This window comes from Mycobacterium sp. E3339, assembly GCF_001666915.1.
Taxonomy (GTDB): Bacteria; Actinomycetota; Actinomycetes; order Mycobacteriales; family Mycobacteriaceae; genus Mycobacterium.
The window spans coordinates 13,338-33,679 of the sequence record NZ_LZIZ01000210.1; the positions used below are offsets into that span (position 1 = coordinate 13,338).

Annotated in this window: 19 protein-coding genes; 8 read left to right on the forward strand and 11 right to left on the reverse strand. The window is 72.0% G+C overall.

Going from position 1 to position 20,342, the window contains the following annotated elements:
- Positions 1–27: 27 nt before the first annotated feature.
- Complete coding sequence (locus tag A5702_RS19185) at positions 28–1,371, forward strand: AarF/ABC1/UbiB kinase family protein (RefSeq protein ID WP_055398984.1); 1,344 nt, start codon at positions 28–30, stop codon at positions 1,369–1,371.
- Here the strand turns inward: A5702_RS19185 and A5702_RS19190 are convergent.
- The 3 genes from A5702_RS19190 to A5702_RS19195 all read right to left on the reverse strand — a co-directional run bounded on the left by A5702_RS19190 (position 1,368) and on the right by A5702_RS19195 (position 4,126).
- Complete coding sequence (locus tag A5702_RS19190; protein WP_055398986.1) at positions 1,368–1,631, reverse strand: WhiB family transcriptional regulator; 264 nt, start codon at positions 1,629–1,631, stop codon at positions 1,368–1,370. The genes A5702_RS19185 and A5702_RS19190 overlap by 4 nt on opposite strands.
- A gap of 139 nt (positions 1,632–1,770) precedes the next feature.
- Positions 1,771–1,929, reverse strand: a complete 159-nt coding sequence (locus A5702_RS26765; protein ID WP_197506635.1) for a hypothetical protein — start codon at positions 1,927–1,929, stop codon at positions 1,771–1,773.
- Between the two features lie 97 nt (positions 1,930–2,026).
- Complete coding sequence (locus A5702_RS19195) at positions 2,027–4,126, reverse strand: ATP-dependent DNA helicase UvrD2 (RefSeq protein ID WP_197506637.1); 2,100 nt, start codon at positions 4,124–4,126, stop codon at positions 2,027–2,029.
- 127 nt (positions 4,127–4,253) lie between these two features.
- Between A5702_RS19195 and mrx1 the strand changes: the two genes are divergently transcribed.
- Both mrx1 and A5702_RS19205 read left to right on the forward strand, forming a co-directional pair.
- Positions 4,254–4,508 carry a mycoredoxin Mrx1 gene (mrx1, locus tag A5702_RS19200; RefSeq protein WP_068222776.1) on the forward strand — a complete coding sequence of 85 codons (255 nt, stop codon included), beginning with the start codon at positions 4,254–4,256 and terminating at the stop codon, positions 4,506–4,508.
- 111 nt (positions 4,509–4,619) lie between these two features.
- Positions 4,620–5,240 carry a sensor domain-containing protein gene (locus A5702_RS19205; RefSeq protein ID WP_055398992.1) on the forward strand — a complete coding sequence of 207 codons (621 nt, stop codon included), beginning with the start codon at positions 4,620–4,622 and terminating at the stop codon, positions 5,238–5,240.
- Between the two features lie 6 nt (positions 5,241–5,246).
- Here A5702_RS19205 and nudC read toward each other — a convergent pair whose 3' ends face one another.
- From nudC to A5702_RS19225, 4 genes are all read right to left on the reverse strand, one after another.
- On the reverse strand, positions 5,247–6,179 hold the full coding sequence (gene nudC / locus A5702_RS19210; RefSeq protein WP_068222779.1) for an NAD(+) diphosphatase: 933 nt from the start codon (positions 6,177–6,179) through the stop codon (positions 5,247–5,249).
- Positions 6,179–7,249, reverse strand: coding sequence for a TrkA family potassium uptake protein (locus tag A5702_RS19215; RefSeq protein ID WP_055398994.1), 1,071 nt, complete (start codon positions 7,247–7,249; stop codon positions 6,179–6,181). Before A5702_RS19215 ends, nudC begins: the two co-directional genes overlap by 1 nt.
- A gap of 90 nt (positions 7,250–7,339) precedes the next feature.
- Complete coding sequence (locus A5702_RS19220; RefSeq protein WP_369817940.1) at positions 7,340–10,618, reverse strand: ATP-dependent helicase; 3,279 nt, start codon at positions 10,616–10,618, stop codon at positions 7,340–7,342.
- Complete coding sequence (locus A5702_RS19225; RefSeq protein ID WP_067820382.1) at positions 10,585–13,725, reverse strand: ATP-dependent DNA helicase; 3,141 nt, start codon at positions 13,723–13,725, stop codon at positions 10,585–10,587. The genes A5702_RS19220 and A5702_RS19225 overlap by 34 nt, the downstream gene beginning before the upstream one ends.
- Before the next feature lie 103 nt (positions 13,726–13,828).
- Between A5702_RS19225 and A5702_RS19230 the strand changes: the two genes are divergently transcribed.
- The 3 genes from A5702_RS19230 to A5702_RS19240 are packed head-to-tail and all read left to right on the forward strand — an operon-like array spanning position 13,829 to position 15,128.
- The gene (locus A5702_RS19230) at positions 13,829–14,020 is read left to right on the forward strand and encodes a hypothetical protein (protein WP_067820385.1); all 192 of its coding nucleotides are present in this window, start codon (positions 13,829–13,831) and stop codon (positions 14,018–14,020) included.
- Between the two features lie 17 nt (positions 14,021–14,037).
- Positions 14,038–14,823 carry an alpha/beta fold hydrolase gene (locus tag A5702_RS19235; RefSeq protein ID WP_067820388.1) on the forward strand — a complete coding sequence of 262 codons (786 nt, stop codon included), beginning with the start codon at positions 14,038–14,040 and terminating at the stop codon, positions 14,821–14,823.
- 2 nt (positions 14,824–14,825) lie between these two features.
- A complete protein-coding gene (locus A5702_RS19240) occupies positions 14,826–15,128 on the forward strand; it encodes an MGMT family protein (protein WP_055399002.1) in 303 nt (100 codons plus the stop codon).
- Here A5702_RS19240 and A5702_RS19245 read toward each other — a convergent pair.
- The 3 genes from A5702_RS19245 to A5702_RS19255 all read right to left on the reverse strand — a co-directional run bounded on the left by A5702_RS19245 (position 15,125) and on the right by A5702_RS19255 (position 18,327).
- Positions 15,125–15,979 carry a TIGR02569 family protein gene (locus A5702_RS19245; protein WP_055399004.1) on the reverse strand — a complete coding sequence of 285 codons (855 nt, stop codon included), beginning with the start codon at positions 15,977–15,979 and terminating at the stop codon, positions 15,125–15,127. The two genes, A5702_RS19240 and A5702_RS19245, sit on opposite strands and share 4 nt — an antisense overlap.
- Positions 15,980–16,015: 36 nt before the next feature.
- Positions 16,016–17,206 (reverse strand): adenylyltransferase/sulfurtransferase MoeZ, encoded by a 1,191-nt coding sequence (gene moeZ, locus A5702_RS19250; RefSeq protein ID WP_055399006.1) that lies wholly within the window; start codon positions 17,204–17,206, stop codon positions 16,016–16,018.
- 95 nt (positions 17,207–17,301) lie between these two features.
- Positions 17,302–18,327: a DUF3152 domain-containing protein gene (locus A5702_RS19255; RefSeq protein ID WP_055399008.1), complete on the reverse strand. Its 1,026-nt coding sequence runs from the start codon at positions 18,325–18,327 to the stop codon at positions 17,302–17,304.
- Positions 18,328–18,525: 198 nt separating this feature from the next.
- Between A5702_RS19255 and A5702_RS19260 the strand changes: the two genes are divergently transcribed.
- Positions 18,526–19,212: a TetR/AcrR family transcriptional regulator gene (locus tag A5702_RS19260; RefSeq protein WP_055399010.1), complete on the forward strand. Its 687-nt coding sequence runs from the start codon at positions 18,526–18,528 to the stop codon at positions 19,210–19,212.
- Here the strand turns inward: A5702_RS19260 and A5702_RS19265 are convergent.
- Positions 19,199–19,468: a DUF3107 domain-containing protein gene (locus A5702_RS19265; RefSeq protein ID WP_067820414.1), complete on the reverse strand. Its 270-nt coding sequence runs from the start codon at positions 19,466–19,468 to the stop codon at positions 19,199–19,201. The two genes, A5702_RS19260 and A5702_RS19265, sit on opposite strands and share 14 nt — an antisense overlap.
- A gap of 207 nt (positions 19,469–19,675) precedes the next feature.
- On the opposite strand from A5702_RS19265, the gene A5702_RS19270 reads away from it, so the two are divergent.
- On the forward strand, positions 19,676–20,342 hold a 667-nt coding region (locus A5702_RS19270; protein WP_068222782.1), incomplete at its 3' end, for an MmpS family transport accessory protein.

Consider the following 20,342-nt stretch of genomic DNA (forward strand, 5'->3'; position numbering starts at 1 on the left):
GATCAAGCGCGAGTCGGCCGAAGCGTCATGGATGATGGATACGTGGCAGACATCAAACGCGGCCGTGCGGCGCGGAACGCGAAGCTGGCCAGCATCCCCGTCGGCTTCGCCGGCCGGGCGGCGCTGGGGTTCGGGAAACGGCTGACCGGCAAATCGCGAGACGAGGTCCAGGCCGAGCTGATGGAGAAAGCCGCCAACCAGCTGTTCACCGTCCTGGGCGAGCTCAAGGGCGGAGCGATGAAGGTGGGCCAGGCCCTGTCGGTGATGGAGGCCGCCATCCCGGACGAGTACGGCGAGCCCTACCGCGAGGCGCTGACCAAGCTGCAAAAGGACGCCCCGCCGCTGCCGGCCAACAAGGTGCACCGGGTGCTCGACGCCCAGCTCGGCACCAAGTGGCGGGAGCGGTTCAGCTCGTTCGACGACAAGCCCATCGCCTCGGCCAGCATCGGCCAGGTGCACAAGGCGGTGTGGGCCGACGGGCGCCCGGTGGCGGTCAAGATCCAATACCCGGGCGCCGACGAGGCGCTGCGCGCCGACCTGAAGACCATGCAGCGGATGGTCGGCGTGGTCAAACAGCTCGCCCCGGGCGCCGACGTCCAGGGCATCGTCGACGAGCTGGTCGAGCGCACCGAGATGGAGCTCGACTACCGCCTGGAGGCCGACAACCAGCGCGCCTTCGCCAAGGCCTACGAGGGCCACCCGCACTTCGCGATACCGCATGTCGTCGCCAGCGCGCCCAAGGTCGTGGTCCAGGAGTGGATCGAAGGGCTGCCGCTGGCGCAGATCATCCGCGACGGCACCCGCGAGCAGCGCGACCTGATCGGCACCCGGTTGCTCGAGCTGACCTTTGACGCGCCCCGGCGGCTGGGGATGCTGCACGGCGACGCCCACCCGGGGAACTTCATGCTGCTCCCCGACGGCCGGATGGGCGTCATCGACTTCGGCGCCGTCGCACCGCTGCCCGGTGGCTACCCCGTCGAGCTCGGGATGACGATCCGGTTGGCCCGCGACAAGAATTACGACCTGCTGCTGCCCACGATGGAGAAGGTGGGCTTCATCCAGAAGGGTCAGCAGGTGTCGGTGCGCGACATCGACGAAATGCTGCGCCAGTACGTCGAGCCCATCGAGGTCGACGTCTTCCACTACACGCGTAAGTGGTTGCAGCGCATGACCGTCGGCCAGATCGACCGGTCGGTGTCCCAGATCAAGACGGCCCGGCAGATGGACCTGCCGCCCAAGCTGGCCATCCCGATGCGTGTCATCGCGTCCGTGGCCGCGATCCTGTGTCAGCTGGACGCGCGGGTGCCGATCAAGGCCCTGTCCGAGGAGCTGATTCCCGGCTTCGCCGAGCCCGACAGCGCCGTCATCTAGGCGGCGACCCCGTCTTTGCGGGGACGTCCGCGCGGTCGCTTGAAGTTCAGGATCGCGCCGCGGTCGAGGATCTCGCCGCCCCACACCCCCCAGGGCTCGGCCCGCTCCAGCGCCGACGCCAGGCACTGGCGCCGGATCGGGCAGCCCGCGCAGAGCGCCTTGGCGCGCTCGAGGTCGGCCGGGGTCTCGGCAAACCAGAGGTCGGGATCGCCGGCGTGGCACGGCAACACCGGTTGTCTGGGGACTGTCAGTGCCGACATGTCCTGCTCACCTGCTTCCTGGTCGGGGCTTCCTCTTTCGGTGATCCGGACCAGGTAGCGGGCTTGTGCTGGAGCCCAAAAAACTGTGGCCACGGATCCTTGACTTCGGGTCCGTGGCCGTTCGGTGAAAACCGGGCTGTCAGGTGGCCATTCGGTGGACCTCGAGTCCCACGGACGCGTTCGTCGCGGCGGCGGCGGCGCGATGCTTCAGCGCGGCCGCCGGCACGGCGGTCGGGGCGGCATGCTTGAGCGCGGCCGCCGCGGCGGCCACGTCCACACCGAACGCGTCGTTGATCATCGTGGCCACCTCCCTTCGTCGTGCCAGAACGCAGCTTCGAGGGTAAACCGTCGCCGACGTCCGGAACAACCGATTTTCTGACCTGCGCGTTTGCGGCTCAGCCCCCGCGCACCAGCTCCAGCACGTCGGGCCCGTACTGCTCCAGCTTGCGGGCGCCGATGCCGGGGATCGCGATCAGCGCGTCCTCGTCGTCGGGGCGCAACTCGGCGATCGCGATCAGCGTGTTGTCGGTGAACACGACGTACGCGGGCACCTTCTGCTCCTTGGCGATGTCGAGCCGCCACGCCTTGAGCCGCAGCAGTAACTCCTCGTCGACGTCGGCGGCACAGGTTTCACAGCGCCGCAGCATCACCGCGGCGGCGGTGGCCAGGTCCTTGTTGCAGATGCGGCAGCGCGCCGCGGCGCCCCGGTTGCGCCGGGCCCGGTTCGGCGCGGCGTCCGCGCGCGCCTGCGGCGCGATGCCGTTGAGGAACCGCGACGGCTTGCGACCCTGCCGCCCGCCCGGGCTGCGGGCCAGCGCCCAACTGAGCGCCAAATGTATTCGCGCCCTGGTGATTCCGACGTAGAGCAGCCGGCGCTCCTCCTCGACGGCCTCGCTCTCCGGCCCGTGCGCCAACGCGTGCGAGATGGGCAGCGTGCCGTCGGCCAGCCCGACCAGGAACACCGCGTCCCACTCCAGCCCCTTGGCGGCGTGCAGCGAGGCCAGCGTGACCCCCTGCACCACCGGTGGATGCCGCGCGTCGGCCCGCAACCGGAGTTCGGCCAGCAGTCCCGCGAGGTCAAGCTGCGGGCGCTGGGCCACCTCGTCGTCCACCAACTCGGCCAGCGCGGTCAGCGCCTCCCAGCGCTCGCGGGCGCGGGTGCCGACCGGCGGCTCGGCCGTCAGCCCCAGCGGCTCCAGGACCGCCCGCACGAGTTCGGGCAACGGCCCGTCGGCGCCGCGCTCGGCTGCGCGCTGCAGCGCCAGCAGCGACTGCTTGATCTCCTGGCGGGTGAAGAACCCCTCGCCGCCGCGGACCTGATACGGGATGCCCGCCTCGGTCAGCGCCTCCTCGTACGCCTCCGACTGCGCGTTGACGCGGTACAGCACGGCGATCTCCGACGGCGGCGTGCCCGCTTCGATCAGGCGGCCGATCGACGCGGCGACGGCCGCGGCCTCGGCCGGTTCGTCGGGATGTTCGTGAAACGACGGCGCCGGCCCGGGCGGGCGCTGTCCCGACAGGTGCAGCTTGCTGCCCGCGACCCGCCCGCGGGCCGCGGCGATCACCTGGTTGGCCAACGACACCACCTGCGGGGTGGAGCGATAGTCGCGTTCCAGACGCACCACGGTGGCGTCCGGGTACCGCCGCGAGAAGTCGAGCAGGAACCGCGGAGAGGCCCCGGTGAACGAGTAGATGGTCTGGTTGGCGTCGCCGACGACGGTCAGGTCGTCGCGGTCCCCCAGCCACGCCGTCAGCACCCGCTGCTGCAGCGGCGTGACGTCCTGATATTCGTCGACGACGAAGCAGCGGTAGCGGCCCCGGAATTCGTCGGCCACGGCGGCGTCGTTTTCGATCGCGGCCGCGGTGTGCAGCAGCAGGTCGTCGAAATCGAGCAGCGTCACCGACTCGTCGCGCACCTTAAGGGCTTCGTAGGCGCCGTACACCGTCGCGACCCGCGCGGCGTCCAGCGGGATGTCCCGCGCCGCCGCGGCCACGGCGGCGGGGTATTCCTCGGGGCTGATCAGCGACGCCTTGGCCCACTCGATCTCGCCCGCCAGGTCGCGGACGTCGTCGGTGCTGGCATTGATCCGGCAGCGGCTGGCCGCCCGCGCCACCACGGCGAACTTCGTGTCGAGCAGCTGCCAGCCGGTGTCACCGACCACCCGCGGCCAGAAGTACCGCAGTTGCCGGTGCGCCGCCGCGTGAAACGTCAGGGCCTGCACCCCGGCGACGCCGGTGTCCGTGCCCGCGGCCGCGTCCAGCATCCGCAACCGGGACCGCATTTCCCCCGCGGCCCGCTGGGTGAAGGTGACCGCGAGCACCTGCCCGGCGGCCACATGCCCGCTGGCCACCAGCTGCGCGATCCGGTGCGTGATGGTGCGGGTCTTGCCCGTGCCGGCGCCCGCGAGCACGCACACCGGGCCGCGGGGAGCCAGCACGGCGTCGCGCTGCTCGTCGTCCAGCCCGGCGGTCAGGGCGTCCGCGACCATCGGCATGGCGTCCATCTTGGCAGCGGTGGCCGACAAACCGCGTCCCCACCCAGTGCGCGTCGGCGAGTTGTCGCCGGAATGGGTGGGTGCCCGCGGGGCGGAACACAGGTCCGCCCGGCTACGTTTACGAGCTATGAGCAACGCGCCGATCACCGTCTACACGACCTCCTGGTGTGGCTACTGCCACCGCCTGATGACCGTGCTGAAGTCCAACGGAATCGCTTACGAGACGGTCGACATCGAACAGGACCCCGCGGCGGCGGAGTTCGTGGGTTCGGTAAACGGCGGCAACCGGACGGTTCCGACCGTGAAGTTCGCCGACGGGTCGACGCTGACCAACCCGAACGCGGCCGAAGTCAAGGCGAAGCTGGCCCAAGCCGGCGCCTGAGCCGTCGGCCCCGAACGCGCCGACGTTGACCAAGTGCCCCGTCTGCCGCCGGGAGCGGCCCTAACATAAGCGACCATGGCGTCGAGTTTTCGGTCTCTGTGGCGTCTGTGCGTGATCGGCACAGCCGCGGCCACGGTCGCGGTCGCGTCGGCGTGCTCGCACTCGCCGGGCGGCACCGCGGCGACCCCCACCGAACACGCCTACGCCAATTCGCTGATCATCAGCCTTCAAGACGCGCGCCGGATCGCCAATTTTGAAGGGCTGCAACCGTATTCATACGCCGACCGGCACGACCCGCCGCGGGAGACCGTCGGCAACCCGCCGGCCCCATGCCGAGCCGTGGGGGCCACGGACCTCACGTTCGCGGGCGGCTGGAAAGAGTATCGTTCGGTCGCCTACGCCGGTTCGACCGACGACCTGAGGCCGGGCGGCATCGCGCCGATCAACGAGGTGACCAACGCCGTCGTCGTCTACCCCGACGCGGCCGCCGCGCACGGCGCCCTCAACCAGCTGCACGCGACGCTGGACCAGTGTGTGTCCCTGCACCACACCGCCTACGACTTCGCGTTGAACAAGCCGGACACCGCGACCCTGAAGCTCGGCTCCGACGGCTGGATCCACCTCTACACGGTGAAATCCGCGGTGCTGGTGTCCGTCGGCGTGCTGGGCATCGAACCCACCGAGCAGATCGCCAACACCGTCCTGCAGACGGTGACGGACCGCATCAAGTAGCGCCGCTCAGTCGATCTGGGCCCAGGATTCGATGATCACGCGGGCGATCGAGATCGACCCGGGCAGCAGCAGTTTCGACTCCGCCGTGCTGGACCAGTCACCGGCCGCCAGCGCGGTGCGCACCTCGTCGCGGGTGAACCACGCCGCCTCGGCGATCTCCCCGTCGTTGAAGGAGAACTCCTCGGCCGGGTCCGCCACGGCGTGGAAGCCGACCATGAGCGAGCGCGGGAACGGCCACGGCTGGCTGCCCAGGTAGCGCACGTCGCGGACGGTGAGCCCGATCTCCTCGCGGATTTCGCGCGCGACGCAGGCCTCGAACGACTCGCCGGCCTCGACGAATCCGGCCAGCAGCGAGAACATTCGCTCCGGCCAGACGGCCTGACGCGCCAGCACCGCGCGGTCCCCGCCGTCGTGGACCAGGCAGATCACCGCCGGGTCGATGCGCGGGAACTCCTCGTGACCGGTGACCGGATTGACCCGCGCCCAGCCCGCCCGCGCCGGCCGGGTCGGTGACCCGTCGACCGAGCTGAACCGCGCCGAGTCGTGCCAATTGAGCAGCGCGAGCGCCGAGGACACCAGCTGGCCGCTGGTGTCGTCGAGGATCGCGCCGAGGCCGCGCAGGTTCACCACCTCGGCGCGCACGTCCGGGTCCGCCGGCGCCTCGAGCGCGCCGCGGATGGCCCACACGTGGCGGTCGTCGGCGAGGCGCCCCAAGAACACCGCGTCGGGCGGCGGCTTGTCGGCCAGCTTGGCCGCGGCGCCGAGCTCCACGCGGCCGTCGGCGACGAGCACCTGGTTGCGCTTGTCCACCCGCAACAGCGCCGCATCGGCCCACCCGGCCGCGGCCGCCTCGACGTCGGTGCGCAGCTGGTCGGCCCGGTCGGCGCCGACGCGCGACAGCAGCGGGACGTCCCGCAGCCGAAAGTCGGCGATCGCCATCAGTGCCCCGCGTGGCGGATGTAGAGCAGCCGGTCGTTGGCCTCGACCGCGTCCACCTCGGGCGCGCCGATGCGCAGCAGGTGGCCGTCGCGCACCACGCCGAGCACGATGTCGCGCAGGTGCCGCGGGGAACCGCCGACCTCGGTCGGCTCCACCTCGCGCTCGGCGATCGCCAGCCCCAGGTCGGGGGTCAGCAGGTCCTCGATCATCTCCACCACGCTGGGCGTGGTGGTGGCGAGCCCGAGCAGCCGACCCGCGGTCGCCGACGAGACCACCACCGAGTCCGCGCCGGATTGCTGCAACAGGTGCTGGTTTTCGGTCTCCCGGATCGAGGCCACGATCTTGGCGTTGGGCGCGAGCTCCCGCGCCGTCAACGTGACCAGCACCGCGGTGTCGTCGCGGCTGGTGGCGACGATGATCGACGCCGCGTGCTGCGCCCCCGCCAGCCGCAGCACGTCGGCCTTGGTGGCGTCGCCATGCACCGTCACCAGGCCGGCGCTCGCGGCGTGCTCGAGGGTGCTGCGCTCGGTGTCGACGACGACGACCTCGCCCTGGGCGGCCTCGTCGCTGAGGATCGCGGCCACCGCCGTTTTGCCCTTGGTGCCGTAGCCGATCACGATCGTGTGGTTGCGCACTCTGCTCCTCCAACGCTGAATCTTCCACCCTTGCCGGGACCGCTCGGAGAGCACTTCGAGGGTCGTGCCGACCAGCACGGCCAGGAACGCGATCCGCAGCGCGGTGAAGATCAACGTGTGCACCAACCGCGCGGTTTCGGTGTACGGGGTGATGTCGCCGTAACCGGTCGTCGACAGGGACACCGCCGAGAAGTACACGCAGTCCAGGAAGGTCAGCGGCTGGCCCCGCACGTCGCGATATCCGTTGCGGTCCGCGTAGACGATGACTGCCGCGGCGAACAACACCACCAGCGCGATGGCGACGCGGCGGGTGATGACGCGAATGGGGCTGGCGTGATCCTCGGGGATGCGCACCACGCCGACCAACTGGTGGCCTCGCTGGGCGGTGAGCGTTTCGTCCAGACCGCTCAGTTGCCGGGACCTACCGTTGCGCACGGCGGTCCGTCATCGGCTCGACGCCGGCGCAGGTGAGAGGCACGACTCCATGTAACCACGATCGCCCCGCCCGTACTCGGGCAGCGCAGGTCAGCCGGCGGCGGAGCCCGCCAGCAATCCGGCCAGTTCGGCGGGCGCGGGCAGATCGTCCGGGGCGATCGTGGTGCGGGCACGCACGTAATAGAAGGCCGTGCGCACCGACGACTCCTCGACGCCGGACAACGCGGCCCACGCCAGGCGGTAGACGGCGAGCTGGACGGCCGCCTGGCGCATGGCTTCCGGCCCCCTCGGCGGTTCGCCCGTCTTCCAGTCGACGACGGTGGCGCCGCCGTCGGGGTCGGCGAAGACCGCGTCGATGCGGCCCCGGACCAGCGTGTCGCCGATCGGCATTTCGAAGGGCACCTCGACGGCGATCGGTGTGCGGGCCGCCCACGGCGATGCGGTGAAGGCCGCCTGCAACGCCGCCAATTCCCGGGTGTCGCCGACGTCGGAGTCCGCCGCGCCGGGCAGGTCCGCGAGGTCGAACAGACCCTCTGCCCCGTAGAACCGCTGCACCCAGGCGTGAAAGGCGTTGCCCAGCAACGCGTGCGGATCCGGTCGGGTCGGCAGCCGATGCCTCAGCCGCTGCGCGGCGCCCGCGGGGTCGCGTGCCAGGTCCACCAGACCGCTGACCGACAGCTGGCCGGGCAGCGCGGCGGTGGGCGGCTGCGCCAGCCGCGCGCGCTCGGCGAGCAGGGCGTCGACGTCGGCGGCCCAGCCCTCGATGTCGGCGCCGTCGGCGACCGCGTCGCCCGCCATCGCCCGGGCCACCAGCGCCGCGCCGCGCTCGACCTCGGCGCGCCTCGCGGTCAACGGATCGGCCGGCCACATCGCCTCTACCACGTTGTCGCGCAACGGATTCCGGTCGCCGTCCGCCGGTGCGGGCGCCCACTGATCCACCACCCCGCAGGGCTCCCCGGCCGCGGCCGAACGGTCGATGACGTCCTTGATCTCGCACAGAAAGTCGGAGGGGCCGCGCGGTTTCATCCCGGTGGCCCCCCAGTGGTGACCCGACACCAGCAGGGTGTCCTCGGCCCGGGTGATGGCGACGTACAGCAGCCGGCGCTCCTCGTCGATGCGCCGCTGGTCCAGCTGGCGGCGATGCTCGGAGATCTTGTCGGACAGCTGCTTTCGATTGGTGACGTCCGAGGTGTCCAGCACCGGGACGCCCAGCGCGCCGGCACTGTCGCCCCGCAGCAGCGGCGGCAACTCGGACGCGTCGGTGAGCCAGGTGCTCCGGGACGCGGTCGACGGAAAGATTCCGCCCGACAGGTGGGCCACCGCCACCACCTGCCACTCCAACCCCTTCGCGGAGTGCACCGTCAGCACCTGGACGCGGTCGCGCGCGGGCGCCAACGGCGCCGGCGGCAAGCCGTTTTCGACGGACTCCGCCACCTCCAGGTACGCCAGCAGGCCCGCCACCGAGGCCGTGCGGTCGGTCACGGTGGCGTCGGCGCGTTCGGCGTAGCCGGCGACGACGTCGGCGAAGGCGTCGAGGTGTTCGGTGCCGCTCCAACCCGCGTGCACTCCCGCCGCGGCGCGGACGTCGCAGTCGACGCCCAGCACGCGGCGCACCTCGGCCACCAGGTCGGGCAGGGAGTGGCCCAACTGGCCACGCAGATAACGTAATTCGGCGGCCAGGGCGGTCACGCGCCGATATCCCGCCGCCGAGTACCCGTCGGCCGGGCCAGGATCGGCGATGGCGTCGGCCAGGCACGCCGAGTCGGTGTCCGGGCCGGCGGCGGCCGCGATCGATTCCGGCGAGGACGCCGCAGCCGCACCCAGCCCCTCGCCGAGTGTGCGGGCGCGTCGCCACAGCGCGGCGATGTCGCGACCGCCCAGGCGCCACCGCGGACCCGTGAGCACCCGCATCGCCGCCGCGCCCGCGGTCGGGTCGGCGACGAGTCGCAGCATGGCGACCACGTCGGCGACCTCCGGGACCGACAGCAGCCCGGCCAACCCGACGACCTCCACCGGGACGCCCCGGGCGCGCAGGGCATCGGCTATGGGGGCGGCATCGGCGTTGCGGCGCACCAGCACCGCGGCCGTCGGCGGGCTCGTCCCGTCGGCCCGCCGGTATCGCGCGGCGAGTTCGTCGGCGATCCACTCCCGCTCGGCCTGCACGTCGTGGAGCAGGGCGCACCGGACGGTGCCGGGCGGGGCGTCCGGGCGCGGCCGCAGCGCGTGCACGGCGACCGACCGGCGGCGCGCCTCCGCCGATATCGCGTTGGCCAGCCGCAGGGTTCGCGGCGGGTTGCGCCAGCTGGTCCGCAGCTCCAGGACCGGCGCGGGCGAGCCGTCGCACAGGGGGAAGTCGGTGGTGAAGCGCGGCAGGTTCGTCGCGGAGGCGCCGCGCCAGCCGTAGATCGACTGAATCGGGTCGCCGACGGCCGTCAGGGCCAGCCCGTCGTCGACACCACCGCCGAACAGGGCCGACAGCGCGACCCGTTGGGCGTGCCCGGTGTCCTGGTACTCGTCGAGCAGCACCACCCGGTAGCGGCCGCGCAGGTCTTGGCCGACCTGCGGGAAGCCCGCCGCCAGCCTTGCGGCACAGGCCATCTGCACGCCGAAGTCCATCGCCTTCGCGGCGCGCATGCGCTCGTTCAGGGCGTCGAGCAGCGGCACCAGCTCGGCGCGCTGGGTCTGGGTGGCCAGCAGGCGCAGCAGCCATTGGCTGGGCCCGCGGTCGCGCTGATAGGGGCCGGCCGGCAGGGCGTGGATCAGCCGCTCCAGCTCCACGTGGGTATCGCCGAGCTGGCGGGTGTCCACCAGGTGTTCGGCCAGCTGGGCCCACAACCGCAGCACCATCGACGTCACCGCGGCCGGGGTCTTGTCGGTGCGCAGCTCCCCGCGGTGACGGCACACCACGTCGAACGCCAGCTGCCACAGCTCGGTCTCGCCGAGCAGCCGGGTGTCGGGCTCGATGGGCAACAGCAGCCCGTAGTCGCGGATCAACGAACCGGCGAACGCGTGGTAGGTGCTGACCGCCGGGGCGCCCGCGGGCTCCCCGGCGCCGAGGCCGACACCCGCCAACCGCGCCAGCCGGGACCGGACCCGGCGCAGCAGCTGACCGGCGGCCTTGCGGGTGAACGTCAACCCCAACACCTGGCCGGGTTCGGCGTAACCGTTGGCGACGAGCCACACCACCCGGGCCGCCATCGTTTCGGTCTTGCCGGCGCCGGCGCCCGCGATGACGACCAAAGGCCCGGGCGGGGCCGCGATGACCGCGGCCTGCTCGTCGGTCGGCGGGAAAAGCCCCAGCGCGCAAGCCAATTCGCCCGGGCTGTAGCGCGGATTCACTGCGCCACCCCGTTGGCGTGGGCGGGGCACGAGGGCCGGACGGGACAGTGCGCGCAACCGTCGTTGCGCCGGGCGATGAACCGCGGCCCGGCGGTCGCGGCCGCCGCGCGGCGGACCAGCTGGCGCCATTCCTCGCGGGCGGCCGGCGTCAGCGGATCCTGTTCGCGTTCCGTGGCGCCCGACGCCCCGGCCTTGCCGACATAGACCAGCCGCGCGCCGCCCGGCTCCGCGTCGGCCGGCTCACCGGACACCATGCCTTCGGCCACCGCCAGCTGATACAGCGCCAACTGGGCGTGTTGTTGGGCATCGTCCTTGCTGACCGGCGTCTTGCCGGTCTTGATGTCGACGACCACCAGCCGGCCGGCGGCATCGCGCTCCAGCCGGTCGACCCGGCCGTGCAGCCGGATCTCGCCTCCGCCCTCGCCGGACGCCGCCAGCGTTCCGTCGATCTCCACCTCGACGCCGACCTCGGTCAGCGCGTCGCGGGTCTGCGCCCGCCATTCGATGAACGCCTCGATCATCGCGCGGTGGCGCGCCAGCTCGTTGGCCGAATGCCACTCGGCCTCGAACGGCAGGTGCCGCCACGCGCGGTTCAGGCCGGCCAGCAATTCCGGCTCGCTGCTGTGCGGTTCGGCGACCAGGGCGTGCAGCACCGAACCGATGGTGGAACGCAGATCCCGCGGGTTGGTGCCCCCGTGCCGTTCGGCCAGCCAGCGCAGCGGGCAGTCGTTGAGCGTCTGCAGCGTGGACGGCGTCAGGGTGACGGCATCGCCGTCGCCGCGCAGCGGCTCGGTGGTGCTGACCGGAAGCAGGCCGTGCCAGCCGGCCGGATCGGCGCCCGGGACGCCGGCCTGGGCCAGCCGCGCCAATTGCGTTGCCGCGCATGCCCGGACGGCGTCCTCGACCGCGCCGTCGGGCGCGCACACCACGGCGCGCAGCCGGCCCACCAGGGCCGGCGCGGACAGCACCCGGGGCGCCGAGAGCGGTTGCGCCGCAGCGAGATCGCCGTCGTCGGTCCACGCCGCGAGCTCGTAGCAGAACGACGACGGCAGCGCGGCCTGGTCGTCCGCAGCGCCCGCGTCGCTGTCCACGGCGGTCACCAGCAGTCGGCGGCGGGCGCGGCCCATGGCCGCCACCAGCAGCCGTCGCTCCTCGGCCAGCAGCGGAGCTCGCACCGACGCCTCCTCGGCGACGCCGTCCAGCACGTCCAGCAGCCGCTGGGTGCCCAGCACGCCGCCGCGCGGAACCGTGTTGGGCCACAACCCCTCCTGCACCCCGGCGATGACCACGACGTCCCATTCGTGCCCCAGGGCGGCGTGCGCGCTGAGCACCCGCACCTGCTCGACGGCCGCCATCGGCTCCTGTTGTGCGCTCGGCAGGTGCAGCGCGCCAACGTGGTCGACGAGCCCGCGCAGCGACGCGCCCGAGGTGCGGGACACGTACTGATCGGTGATGTCGAACAACGCCGTCACCGCCTCCAGGTCCCGGGTGGCCTGGGCGCCGGCGGGCCCGCCCCGCTCGGCGGCCGACAACCAGCGGCGCTGCAGGCCGGACCGCTGCCACGCGGCCCACAAGGTGTAGCGCGGGTCTTGGCCGTCCCGGTGGCAGCGCGCGGCCGCCTCCAGCACCGCGCGCACCCGCTGCACCGGGCGGAACTGCGGCCCCGCCGGCGGTGCGTCACCGGTCAGCGCGTCCACCAACAGATCCGCCACGTCGTCCGACGGGCGATCGGCGTTGGCGCGCAGCAGCGTTCGGCGCAGCTGCCGCAGCGCGACCGGGTCGACGCGCCCGATCGGGCCTGTTAGCAGCGCCAGCGCCCGTTCGCCGTCGAGCCCGTCGGCGGTGACCGACAGGACGGTGAGCAGCGCCCGGGCCGCGGGCTCGTCGGACGGCGACCCGCCCGCCGCCGGCGGGGCCACCGGCACGCCCGCGGCGGCCAGCGCGCGCGGCAATCGCGCGCCGGCCCGTGGCACCGACCGGACGATGACCGCCATCTGTGACCACGGCACACCGTCGACCAGGTGCGCACGCCGCAGCGCGTCGGCGATCACCTCCGCCTCCGCGTGCGCCGATGCGGCCAGGCGGACCGCGACCGATCCCTCCTCGGGCCCGGTGCCCTCGATGCGCCTGCCGCCGCTGCCGCCGGGCAGTCGGTGCGCGATGCCGCTGACGGCGCGCGCCACTGCGGGGGCGCAGCGGTGCGACACCGTCAGCGTCACCGAGGGCGAGTCCTCGTCCAACAGCCCGGCGGATTCGCCGCCGCGGAAGCCGAACACCGCCTGGTTGGGGTCGCCCGCGATGACGGCCAGCTCGGCGCCCGCCGCCAGCACCCGGACGAGTCGGGCCGCCTGCGGGTCGAGCTGCTGGGCGTCGTCGACCAACAGGACACGCACCCGGCCCCGCTCGGCGGCCAACAGCTCGGGGTCCGTCGCGAAGGCCTCCAGCGCGGCGCCCACCAGTTCGGCGGCGCCCAGCGCGGGCGTCGTCGCCTGGGGTGCCGCCGTCCCCACCGCCGCCCGCAGCAGCATCACCTGCTCGTACTGGCGGGCAAACTGGCCGGCGGCGGTCCATTCCGGTCGCCGGCACCGACGGCCCAGCCGCTCCAGTTCCTGCGGGTCCACCCCGCGTTCGGCGCAGCGCGCCAACAGGTTTCGCAGTTCGGTGGCGAAACCCGCGGTGGCCAGCGCGGGCCGCAGATCCGCGGGCCACGCCGCGGCCGCGCGCGGCCCGTCCTCGAGGTCACCGGCCAGCAGTTCCCGGATGATGGCGTCCTGCTCGGCGCTGGTGACCAGCCGCGGCGGCGCATCCCCGGCCCGCTCGGCGGCCCGCCGCAACACCGCGTAGGCGTAGCCGTGCACGGTCCGAACCAACGGTTCGCGAACGGCGGCCCGGCACGGCCCGGCGCTGCGCGGCCGCAACAGCGCCGTCGTCAACGCGCTGCGCGCCCGCATCCCCAGCCGGCCGGAACCGCTAAGCAGCAGAACCGATTCCGGGTCGAGGCCGGCGTCGATCTGGGTGACCGCGGCCGCCACCAACCGGCTGCTCTTGCCCGTGCCGGGGCCGCCCAGCACCCGGACCGGCCCGCGCGCGCCGGGCGCCAGCAGAGCCAACGCCTCGGTGTCCCAGGTGAACGACATGGCTGCATGCAACCACCAGGGTCCGACAAGTCGGCCCGACCGGCGGCGCCGCCGGCCCCTACGATGGAGCCGCGAGCAGCCGACCAATGGAGGGTAGGTAACCGTGACGGACTTTCCCGACGACGAAGCGCCCGAGGGCGACGCCGCGGAACAACTGCAACCCGTCGACGCCGACGACGAAGCCGGCTTGGACATCGACTATCTGACCGCCGCCGACCGGGAGGCCAACGAGGCCGACGTGATCGAGCAGGCCTACGTCGTTCCCACCGAGGACGACTGGGACGACGACCGCTGAGCCGGCACGATCGACCCGTGACCGCCACCCTCCACGTGCACCGCTACGGCCCGCCGAATCCGGTCCGGGTGCTGGCGCTGCACGGGCTGACCGGCCACGGGCAGCGCTGGCAGCAGCTGGCCGGCCTGCTGCCCGAAATCCCCTTCGCTGCACCGGATCTGATCGGCCATGGCCGGTCGTCGTGGGCGGCGCCGTGGACCATCGACGCCAACGTCGCCGCCATGGCCGCGCTGCTCGACGGCGAAGCCGGCCCGCCGGTGTTGATCGTCGGGCACTCGTTCGGCGGGGCGCTCGCCATGCAGCTGGCCGCGGCGCGCCCGGACCGGGTGGCGGCGCTGCTGCTGCTGGACCCGGCGGTCGGATTGGACGGCGAGTGGATGCGCGAGATCGCCGAGGCGATGCTGTCCTCGCCCGACTACCCCGACGCGCAGGAGGCGCGCCTGGAGAAGGTGCACGGGTCGTGGTCCGACGTCGACCCCGCGCTGCTGGACGCCGAGCTCGACGAGCACCTGATCGCGCTGCCGAGCGGCCGGTACGGCTGGCGCGTCAGCCTGCCGGCGATGATGGCGTACTGGAGCGAGCTGGCCCGCGACGCGGTGCTCCCCCCGGCCGGGACGCCGACGGTGCTGGTGCGCGCGAAGCGCACCTCGCCGCCGTATGTCCGCGACGAACTCGTCGCGGCGCTGCAGCAACGGTTGGGGTCCGACTTCCGGCTGCTGGATTTCGACTGCAACCACATGGTGCCCTACGCCGCGGCGGCCGACGTCGCCGCGCTGACGCGCGAATTGCTGGAAGCCCGCTGATCGTGGCGCCGGTGACCGACGAGCAGGTCGAGCGGGTGCGCGCGCTGGTCGCGGCCATTCCGGCCGGCCGGGTCGCCACCTACGGCGACATCGCCTCTGTCGCAGGGCTTTCCAGCCCGCGCATCGTCGGCTGGATCATGCGGACCGACTCCTCGGACCTGCCCTGGCACCGGGTGATCACCGCCTCGGGGCGCCCCGCGCGTCATCTGACCACCCGGCAGCTGGAGCTGCTGCGGGCCGAGGGGATCCTGGCCACCGACGGCAAGATCGCGCTGGGTGAGGTCCGCTACGAATTCCGGCGCTAGAGCACCAGGCGGACCAGCGCCGCGGTGCGGGCGAGGCCGGGAAACGCCTCGGCCGTCGACCGCGGGTGCAGCGCATGGACCGCCAGGCGAAACATCAAGGCGCGCAACAACATCTGCGGCCACTCGGGCAACGCACTCCAGCGTTCGATGAGTCCGTCGTCGGCCTCGCCCCAGGACAGGGCGTCGACGACGACGACCCCGGCCGCCCACGACGCGGGCCGCCAGTAGGGGGTGATGTCGGTGATCCCCGGGGCGGCGGTGCCGACGAAAAGCACTGTGCCGTAAAGGTCCCCGTGCACCAGCTGGTTGGGACTCTTGGTCGGCCTGCGCAGCGTGGCCAGCTGGTTGATCAGCTCCACCGACCGCTCGGCGTCGGCCGTCGGCGGGGCCGTCCGGGCGCCCGGCGGCACCGAGGCCAGCGGCCGCTCCTCCCACGCGGCGCGGTCGGCGGCGATGAAGATGTCCACGTCTCCCCAGGGCGCGGTGGGGCCTTGGGTCAGGAATCGGGGGCGTTCCAGTTTGCCGGTCGCCTCGTGCAGCCGCACCGCCGCCGAGACCACTTCGTCATGCCGGGGTTCGGGCGTGCCCGCGACGAAGGTGTCCGCCCGCCACCCGGAAACCACGTACCGCCCGTCCGTCGAGCGGACCGGTCGGGCCAGCCGGACGCCGTCGACGAACAATGTCTCGCGCACCCGGGCCGACCATGCCGCCCGGGCGTGGTCGGCCACCAGCGAAAGAACGACTTCGCCGCAGCGCCAGCCGCCCTCCCAGCTGGCCCCCAGATAGACGGGCTGCACGCCGGTCAAGCCAAACGCCGCCAGCACATGCTCCGGCGGTGGCTCGACATTCACACCGGTACTCTAAACGAGTCCAACAAGCGTTCCGGGTCAGTACATCACCATGTCGGGTTGCATCTGCTGCGCCCACGCCACGATCCCGCCCTGCAGATGCACCGCATCGGCGAATCCGGCCTTGCGCACCACCGCCAGCGCCTCGGCCGAGCGCACCCCCGTCTTGCAGTAGAGCACCGGCGTGCGGTCGTGCGGCAGCTTTGCCAGGCCCTCACCGGAATTGATCGACGACTGCGGGATCAGCCGGGCCCCGTCGATGTGGTTGATCTCCCATTCGACGGGCTCGCGGACGTCGATCAGCGCCAGCTTCTTGCCCGAGTCCAGCATGTCGCGCAATTCCCGCGGGGTGATCGCGGATCCGGTGACGCCCTGGTCGTCGGGGGCCGCGCCGCAGTACTGCTCGTAGTCGATCAGCTCGGTGATCTTCGGCCGCAAGGCGTCATCGGGTTCCCGGCGGATTGCGATGGCGCGGTAGGACATCTCCAGCGCGTCGTAGATCAGCAGCCGGCCCAGCAGCGATTCGCCGATGCCGGTGATGAGCTTGATCGCCTCGGTGCCCATCACCGACGCGATGGACGCGCAGACGATGCCCAGCACGCCGCCCTCGGCGCACGACGGGACCGTGCCGGGCGGCGGCGGCTCCGGATACAGGTCGCGATAGTTGAGGCCCCGCCCGCCGGGGGCGTCCTCCCAGAACACCGAGGCCTGGCCCTCGAAGCGGTAGATCGACCCCCACACGTAGGGCTTGCCGGCCAGCACGGCCGCGTCGTTGACGAGATACCGGGTGGCGAAGTTGTCGGTGCCGTCCACGATCAGGTCGTACTGCCCGAACAGCTCGACGGCGTTGCTGGAGTCCAGCCGGAACTCGTGCAACCGCACGGTGACCAGCGGGTTGATCGCGGCGATCGACTCGCGCGCCGACCGGGCCTTGGACCGCCCGACGTCGGCCACGCCGTGGATGATCTGGCGCTGCAGGTTGGACTCGTCGACGACGTCGAAGTCAATGATGCCGAGCGTCCCGACGCCCGCCGCGGCCAGGTAGAGCAGCGTCGGCGCGCCCAGCCCACCGGCGCCGATCACCAGCACGCGCGCGTTCTTGAGCCGCTTCTGCCCGTCGACGCCCAGGTCGGGGATGATCAGGTGGCGGCTGTAGCGGGCCACCTCATCGCGCGTCAGCTGGTCTGCCGGCGCCACGAGGGGCGGCAGCGCTGTCTGGGAACTCGACACGCCCGAACATCTCCTCGGTCTCGCGTTGCGGTTCGTCGTCGGTATCCATCACAGCAGCAGCCGCGGTGGACGGCAATGAATTCAACTGGCCGCGGTCAGGCGATCGGGAACGGCCACGGATTGAACCGGCAGGTCTTTCCGTCGGCCTTGACGAAATCCGGGTCGAACTTGGCGGCGTCGTCGTTCGACGTGGAGAACGTCTGCTGCATCATCACCGGCGCCAGGGCGCCCTGCTGCTCGCACGGCTCGTGGCGGACGTACCCGATGGCGTGCCCCACCTCGTGGTTGATCACGTACTGCCGATAGGAACCGACGTCGCCCTCGAACGGCACGGCTCCACGCACCCAGCGGGCCTCGTTGATGAAGACCCGCGACTCGCGGTCCGGCCCGTAAACCGGGTTGTAGCAGGAGGTTTCGAGCCGGAATTCGTAGCCGCAGCCACCGCGCACCGTCACCGGGGAGACCAGCGAGATGCGGAAGTCGGGCTTGCCGTTATCGATCCGAACGAACGCGAATTGCGGGTTGTGCGTCCAGCCCTTGGGGTTGCCGAGCGTCTGGTCGACCATCTCGGCGAACGCCTCGTCGCCGCCGAACATCGTGGGGTCGATGCCGTTTTCCACCTCGACGGTGTACCGGAACACCTTGACGGTGCCCTGGCCGATCTGCGGCGTGGTGCCCGGCACGATGTGCCACGTCTTGTCGCCCGCCTCGGTGAACGGGCCGCCGTCGGGCAGCGTCCCGGCCGGCAGGTTGGCGTCGAACGCGGCGAGCCCACGCGGTGGCGCGTCGATGATCGAGGTGCCGACCGCGTCGATCGCCTGCGGGCTCTGAATGGGCTGACTCGCCGTCGGCTTGGTCACGGTGGTGCCGGTGACGGTCTGGTAGACGACCACCACGGTGAGCGCCACCAAGGCCGGCAGCGCGTAGGCGCGCCAGCCGTAGGTGGACACGAACCGCCCCAGCCGCGTCTGCTTGCGCCACTGGTTCGGCCGCTCCCGGCCGGCGCGGGTGCGTCCAGCGTCGCGGGCGATCGGGTCGCGCAGGGCCCGCAGCGGTTCGCGCCACTCGTCGCGCAGCACCGGGACGCGACCGGTGCCGCGCGAAGGCCGCTGGGACGTCATTTCCCCAGGATTACACAGTCATCCGGCGGGCCCGTCCGTGGCGCGCCCGAATGCGCCGCACGACACCACTTCTGCCAGCGACGACGGCGGCAACGCCGATCAACCGAACCACATGGGTAGTAAGGTCTGTGCCACGAGCCGCGCGCGGCTGGCGCAGTATGCCGGCGGCCGGTTGCCCACACATCAGATGAGGACTCGATGAGCGAACTCGCCAAACCCGCGGCGCGGCGCGCCGTCAGGTCGGCCGACCGCGCTCGGCCGGGGGACGGCGTCGCGGCTTCGAGCCGGCGCGGCAACCGGTTGCCCCGGGACGAGCGCCGCGGGCAGCTGCTCGTCGTCGCCAGCGACGTCTTCGTCGATCGCGGCTACCACGCCGCCGGCATGGACGAGATCGCCGACCGGGCCGGTGTCAGCAAACCCGTTCTGTATCAACACTTTTCGAGCAAACTCGAGTTGTACCTGGCGGTGCTCGCCCGGCACGTCGAGAACCTGGTCTCGGGCGTGCAGCAGGCGTTGAACACCACCACCGACAACCGCAGGCGGTTGCACGCGGCGGTCCAGGCGTTCTTCGACTTCATCGAGCACGACAGCCAGGGTTACCGGCTGATCTTCGAAAACGATTACGTCACCGAGCCGGAGGTGGCCGCGCAGGTGCGCGTCGCCACCGAATCGTGCATCGACGCCGTATTCGCCTTGATCAGCGAGGATTCGGGGCTCGACCCGCATCGCGCCCGGATGATCGCCGTGGGGCTGGTCGGCGTCAGCGTCGACTGCGCCCGCTACTGGCTCGACTCCGACCGCCCGATCTCCAAGGCGGACGCCGTCGAGGGCACCGTCCAGTTCGCCTGGGGCGGGCTGTCACACGTGCCGCTTACTCGCCTTTAGCGCCCTTGCCGGTGAGTTTGGGCAGTTCGGCGCCGATGCCGAAGCCGACGCGGCGCGCGTCGGCCGGACCGATCTCGACGTAGGCGATCTTGCTGGTGTGAACCAGGAACCGGCGTCCCCGCTCGTCGGTCAGCCTCAGCAGGCCCGATCCCTCGCTCAGCGCGGCGCTGACGAGCTCTTCGACTTCGGCCGGCGTCTGCGCGCTGGAGAGCACCAGCTCACGCGGACTGTCCGTAATACCGATCTTGACCTCCACGGTCACCCCTTTCCGTTGGTATTGAAGTCGACAGACCTGTCAGCTGCAGGCTAGTGGACGGCGCGGGCCCGCATCGGCCACGGCCCCCGCCGCGCGCTTCGCGCTGAGCGAAACGCCGGTCGCGAACGGATAACGATTCGCTTGCAGCTCGTCTCGGAGCCGGGTCCCAAGCCCGATCCGTGTTTTCTCATCGCTAACTTCGGCCCCATGGGTACCACACTGGCCGATCTCGACGAGGTGCGGGATTACCCCGACGACCAGACCGATGAGCTTTACCGTGCCGGCGCCTTGCCCGAGGGCGACTACAACTGGACCGGCTGGCCGGCCGAGCTGCGCTGGCGTCCGCTCACGGCGATCCTGGGCGCCGTCGTGGCCGTCGGCGCGATCGCGACCGCCGTCATCATCAACAGCGGCGACAGCGCCACCACCAAGGCAACGGTGGCGCCGGCGCCCCAGCCGGTGACGTCCGCTCCGGCGACGACGAGGAGCTCCGCCCCGCCGAGCGCGCAGCCCAGCCCATCCCAATTGCCACCCGAGACGGTCACCACCGTGACCACGCCGAGCGCCTCGCCGACCCTGCCGACGGCGACGCCCACCGCCGCTCCACCCCTGACGCTGACGCCCCCGCCGCCGGCCGCGCTGAACCCGCGCACCGTCGTCTACAGCGTGACGGGCACCAAGCAGCTGCTGGACCTGGTGAACATCGTCTACACCGACGGGCAGGGCTACTCGCAGACCGAGTTCAACGTGTCGCTGCCGTGGACCAAGGCGGTCATCCTGAACCCCGGCGTGCAAACCCCGTCGGTGGTCGCGACCAGCTTCTACGGCCAGCTCAACTGCTCGATCGTCAACGCCGCCGGTCAGCTGGTGGCCG

What these genes read in the sequence shown, in the direction of transcription:
- nudC (WP_068222779.1), bottom strand. Translation starts at nt 6,179, where the DNA reads ATGGCGATCGCCGACTTTCGGCTGCGGGACGTCCCGCTGCTGTCGCGC.
- A5702_RS19185 (WP_055398984.1), top strand. Translation starts at nt 28, where the DNA reads ATGGATGATGGATACGTGGCAGACATCAAACGCGGCCGTGCGGCGCGG.
- A5702_RS19260 (WP_055399010.1), top strand. Translation starts at nt 18,526, where the DNA reads ATGAGCGAACTCGCCAAACCCGCGGCGCGGCGCGCCGTCAGGTCGGCC.
- A5702_RS19190 (WP_055398986.1), bottom strand. Translation starts at nt 1,631, where the DNA reads ATGTCGGCACTGACAGTCCCCAGACAACCGGTGTTGCCGTGCCACGCC.
- A5702_RS26765 (WP_197506635.1), bottom strand. Translation starts at nt 1,929, where the DNA reads ATGATCAACGACGCGTTCGGTGTGGACGTGGCCGCCGCGGCGGCCGCG.
- mrx1 (WP_068222776.1), top strand. Translation starts at nt 4,254, where the DNA reads ATGAGCAACGCGCCGATCACCGTCTACACGACCTCCTGGTGTGGCTAC.
- A5702_RS19255 (WP_055399008.1), bottom strand. Translation starts at nt 18,327, where the DNA reads ATGACGTCCCAGCGGCCTTCGCGCGGCACCGGTCGCGTCCCGGTGCTG.
- A5702_RS19195 (WP_197506637.1), bottom strand. Translation starts at nt 4,126, where the DNA reads ATGCCGATGGTCGCGGACGCCCTGACCGCCGGGCTGGACGACGAGCAG.
- A5702_RS19225 (WP_067820382.1), bottom strand. Translation starts at nt 13,725, where the DNA reads ATGTCGTTCACCTGGGACACCGAGGCGTTGGCTCTGCTGGCGCCCGGC.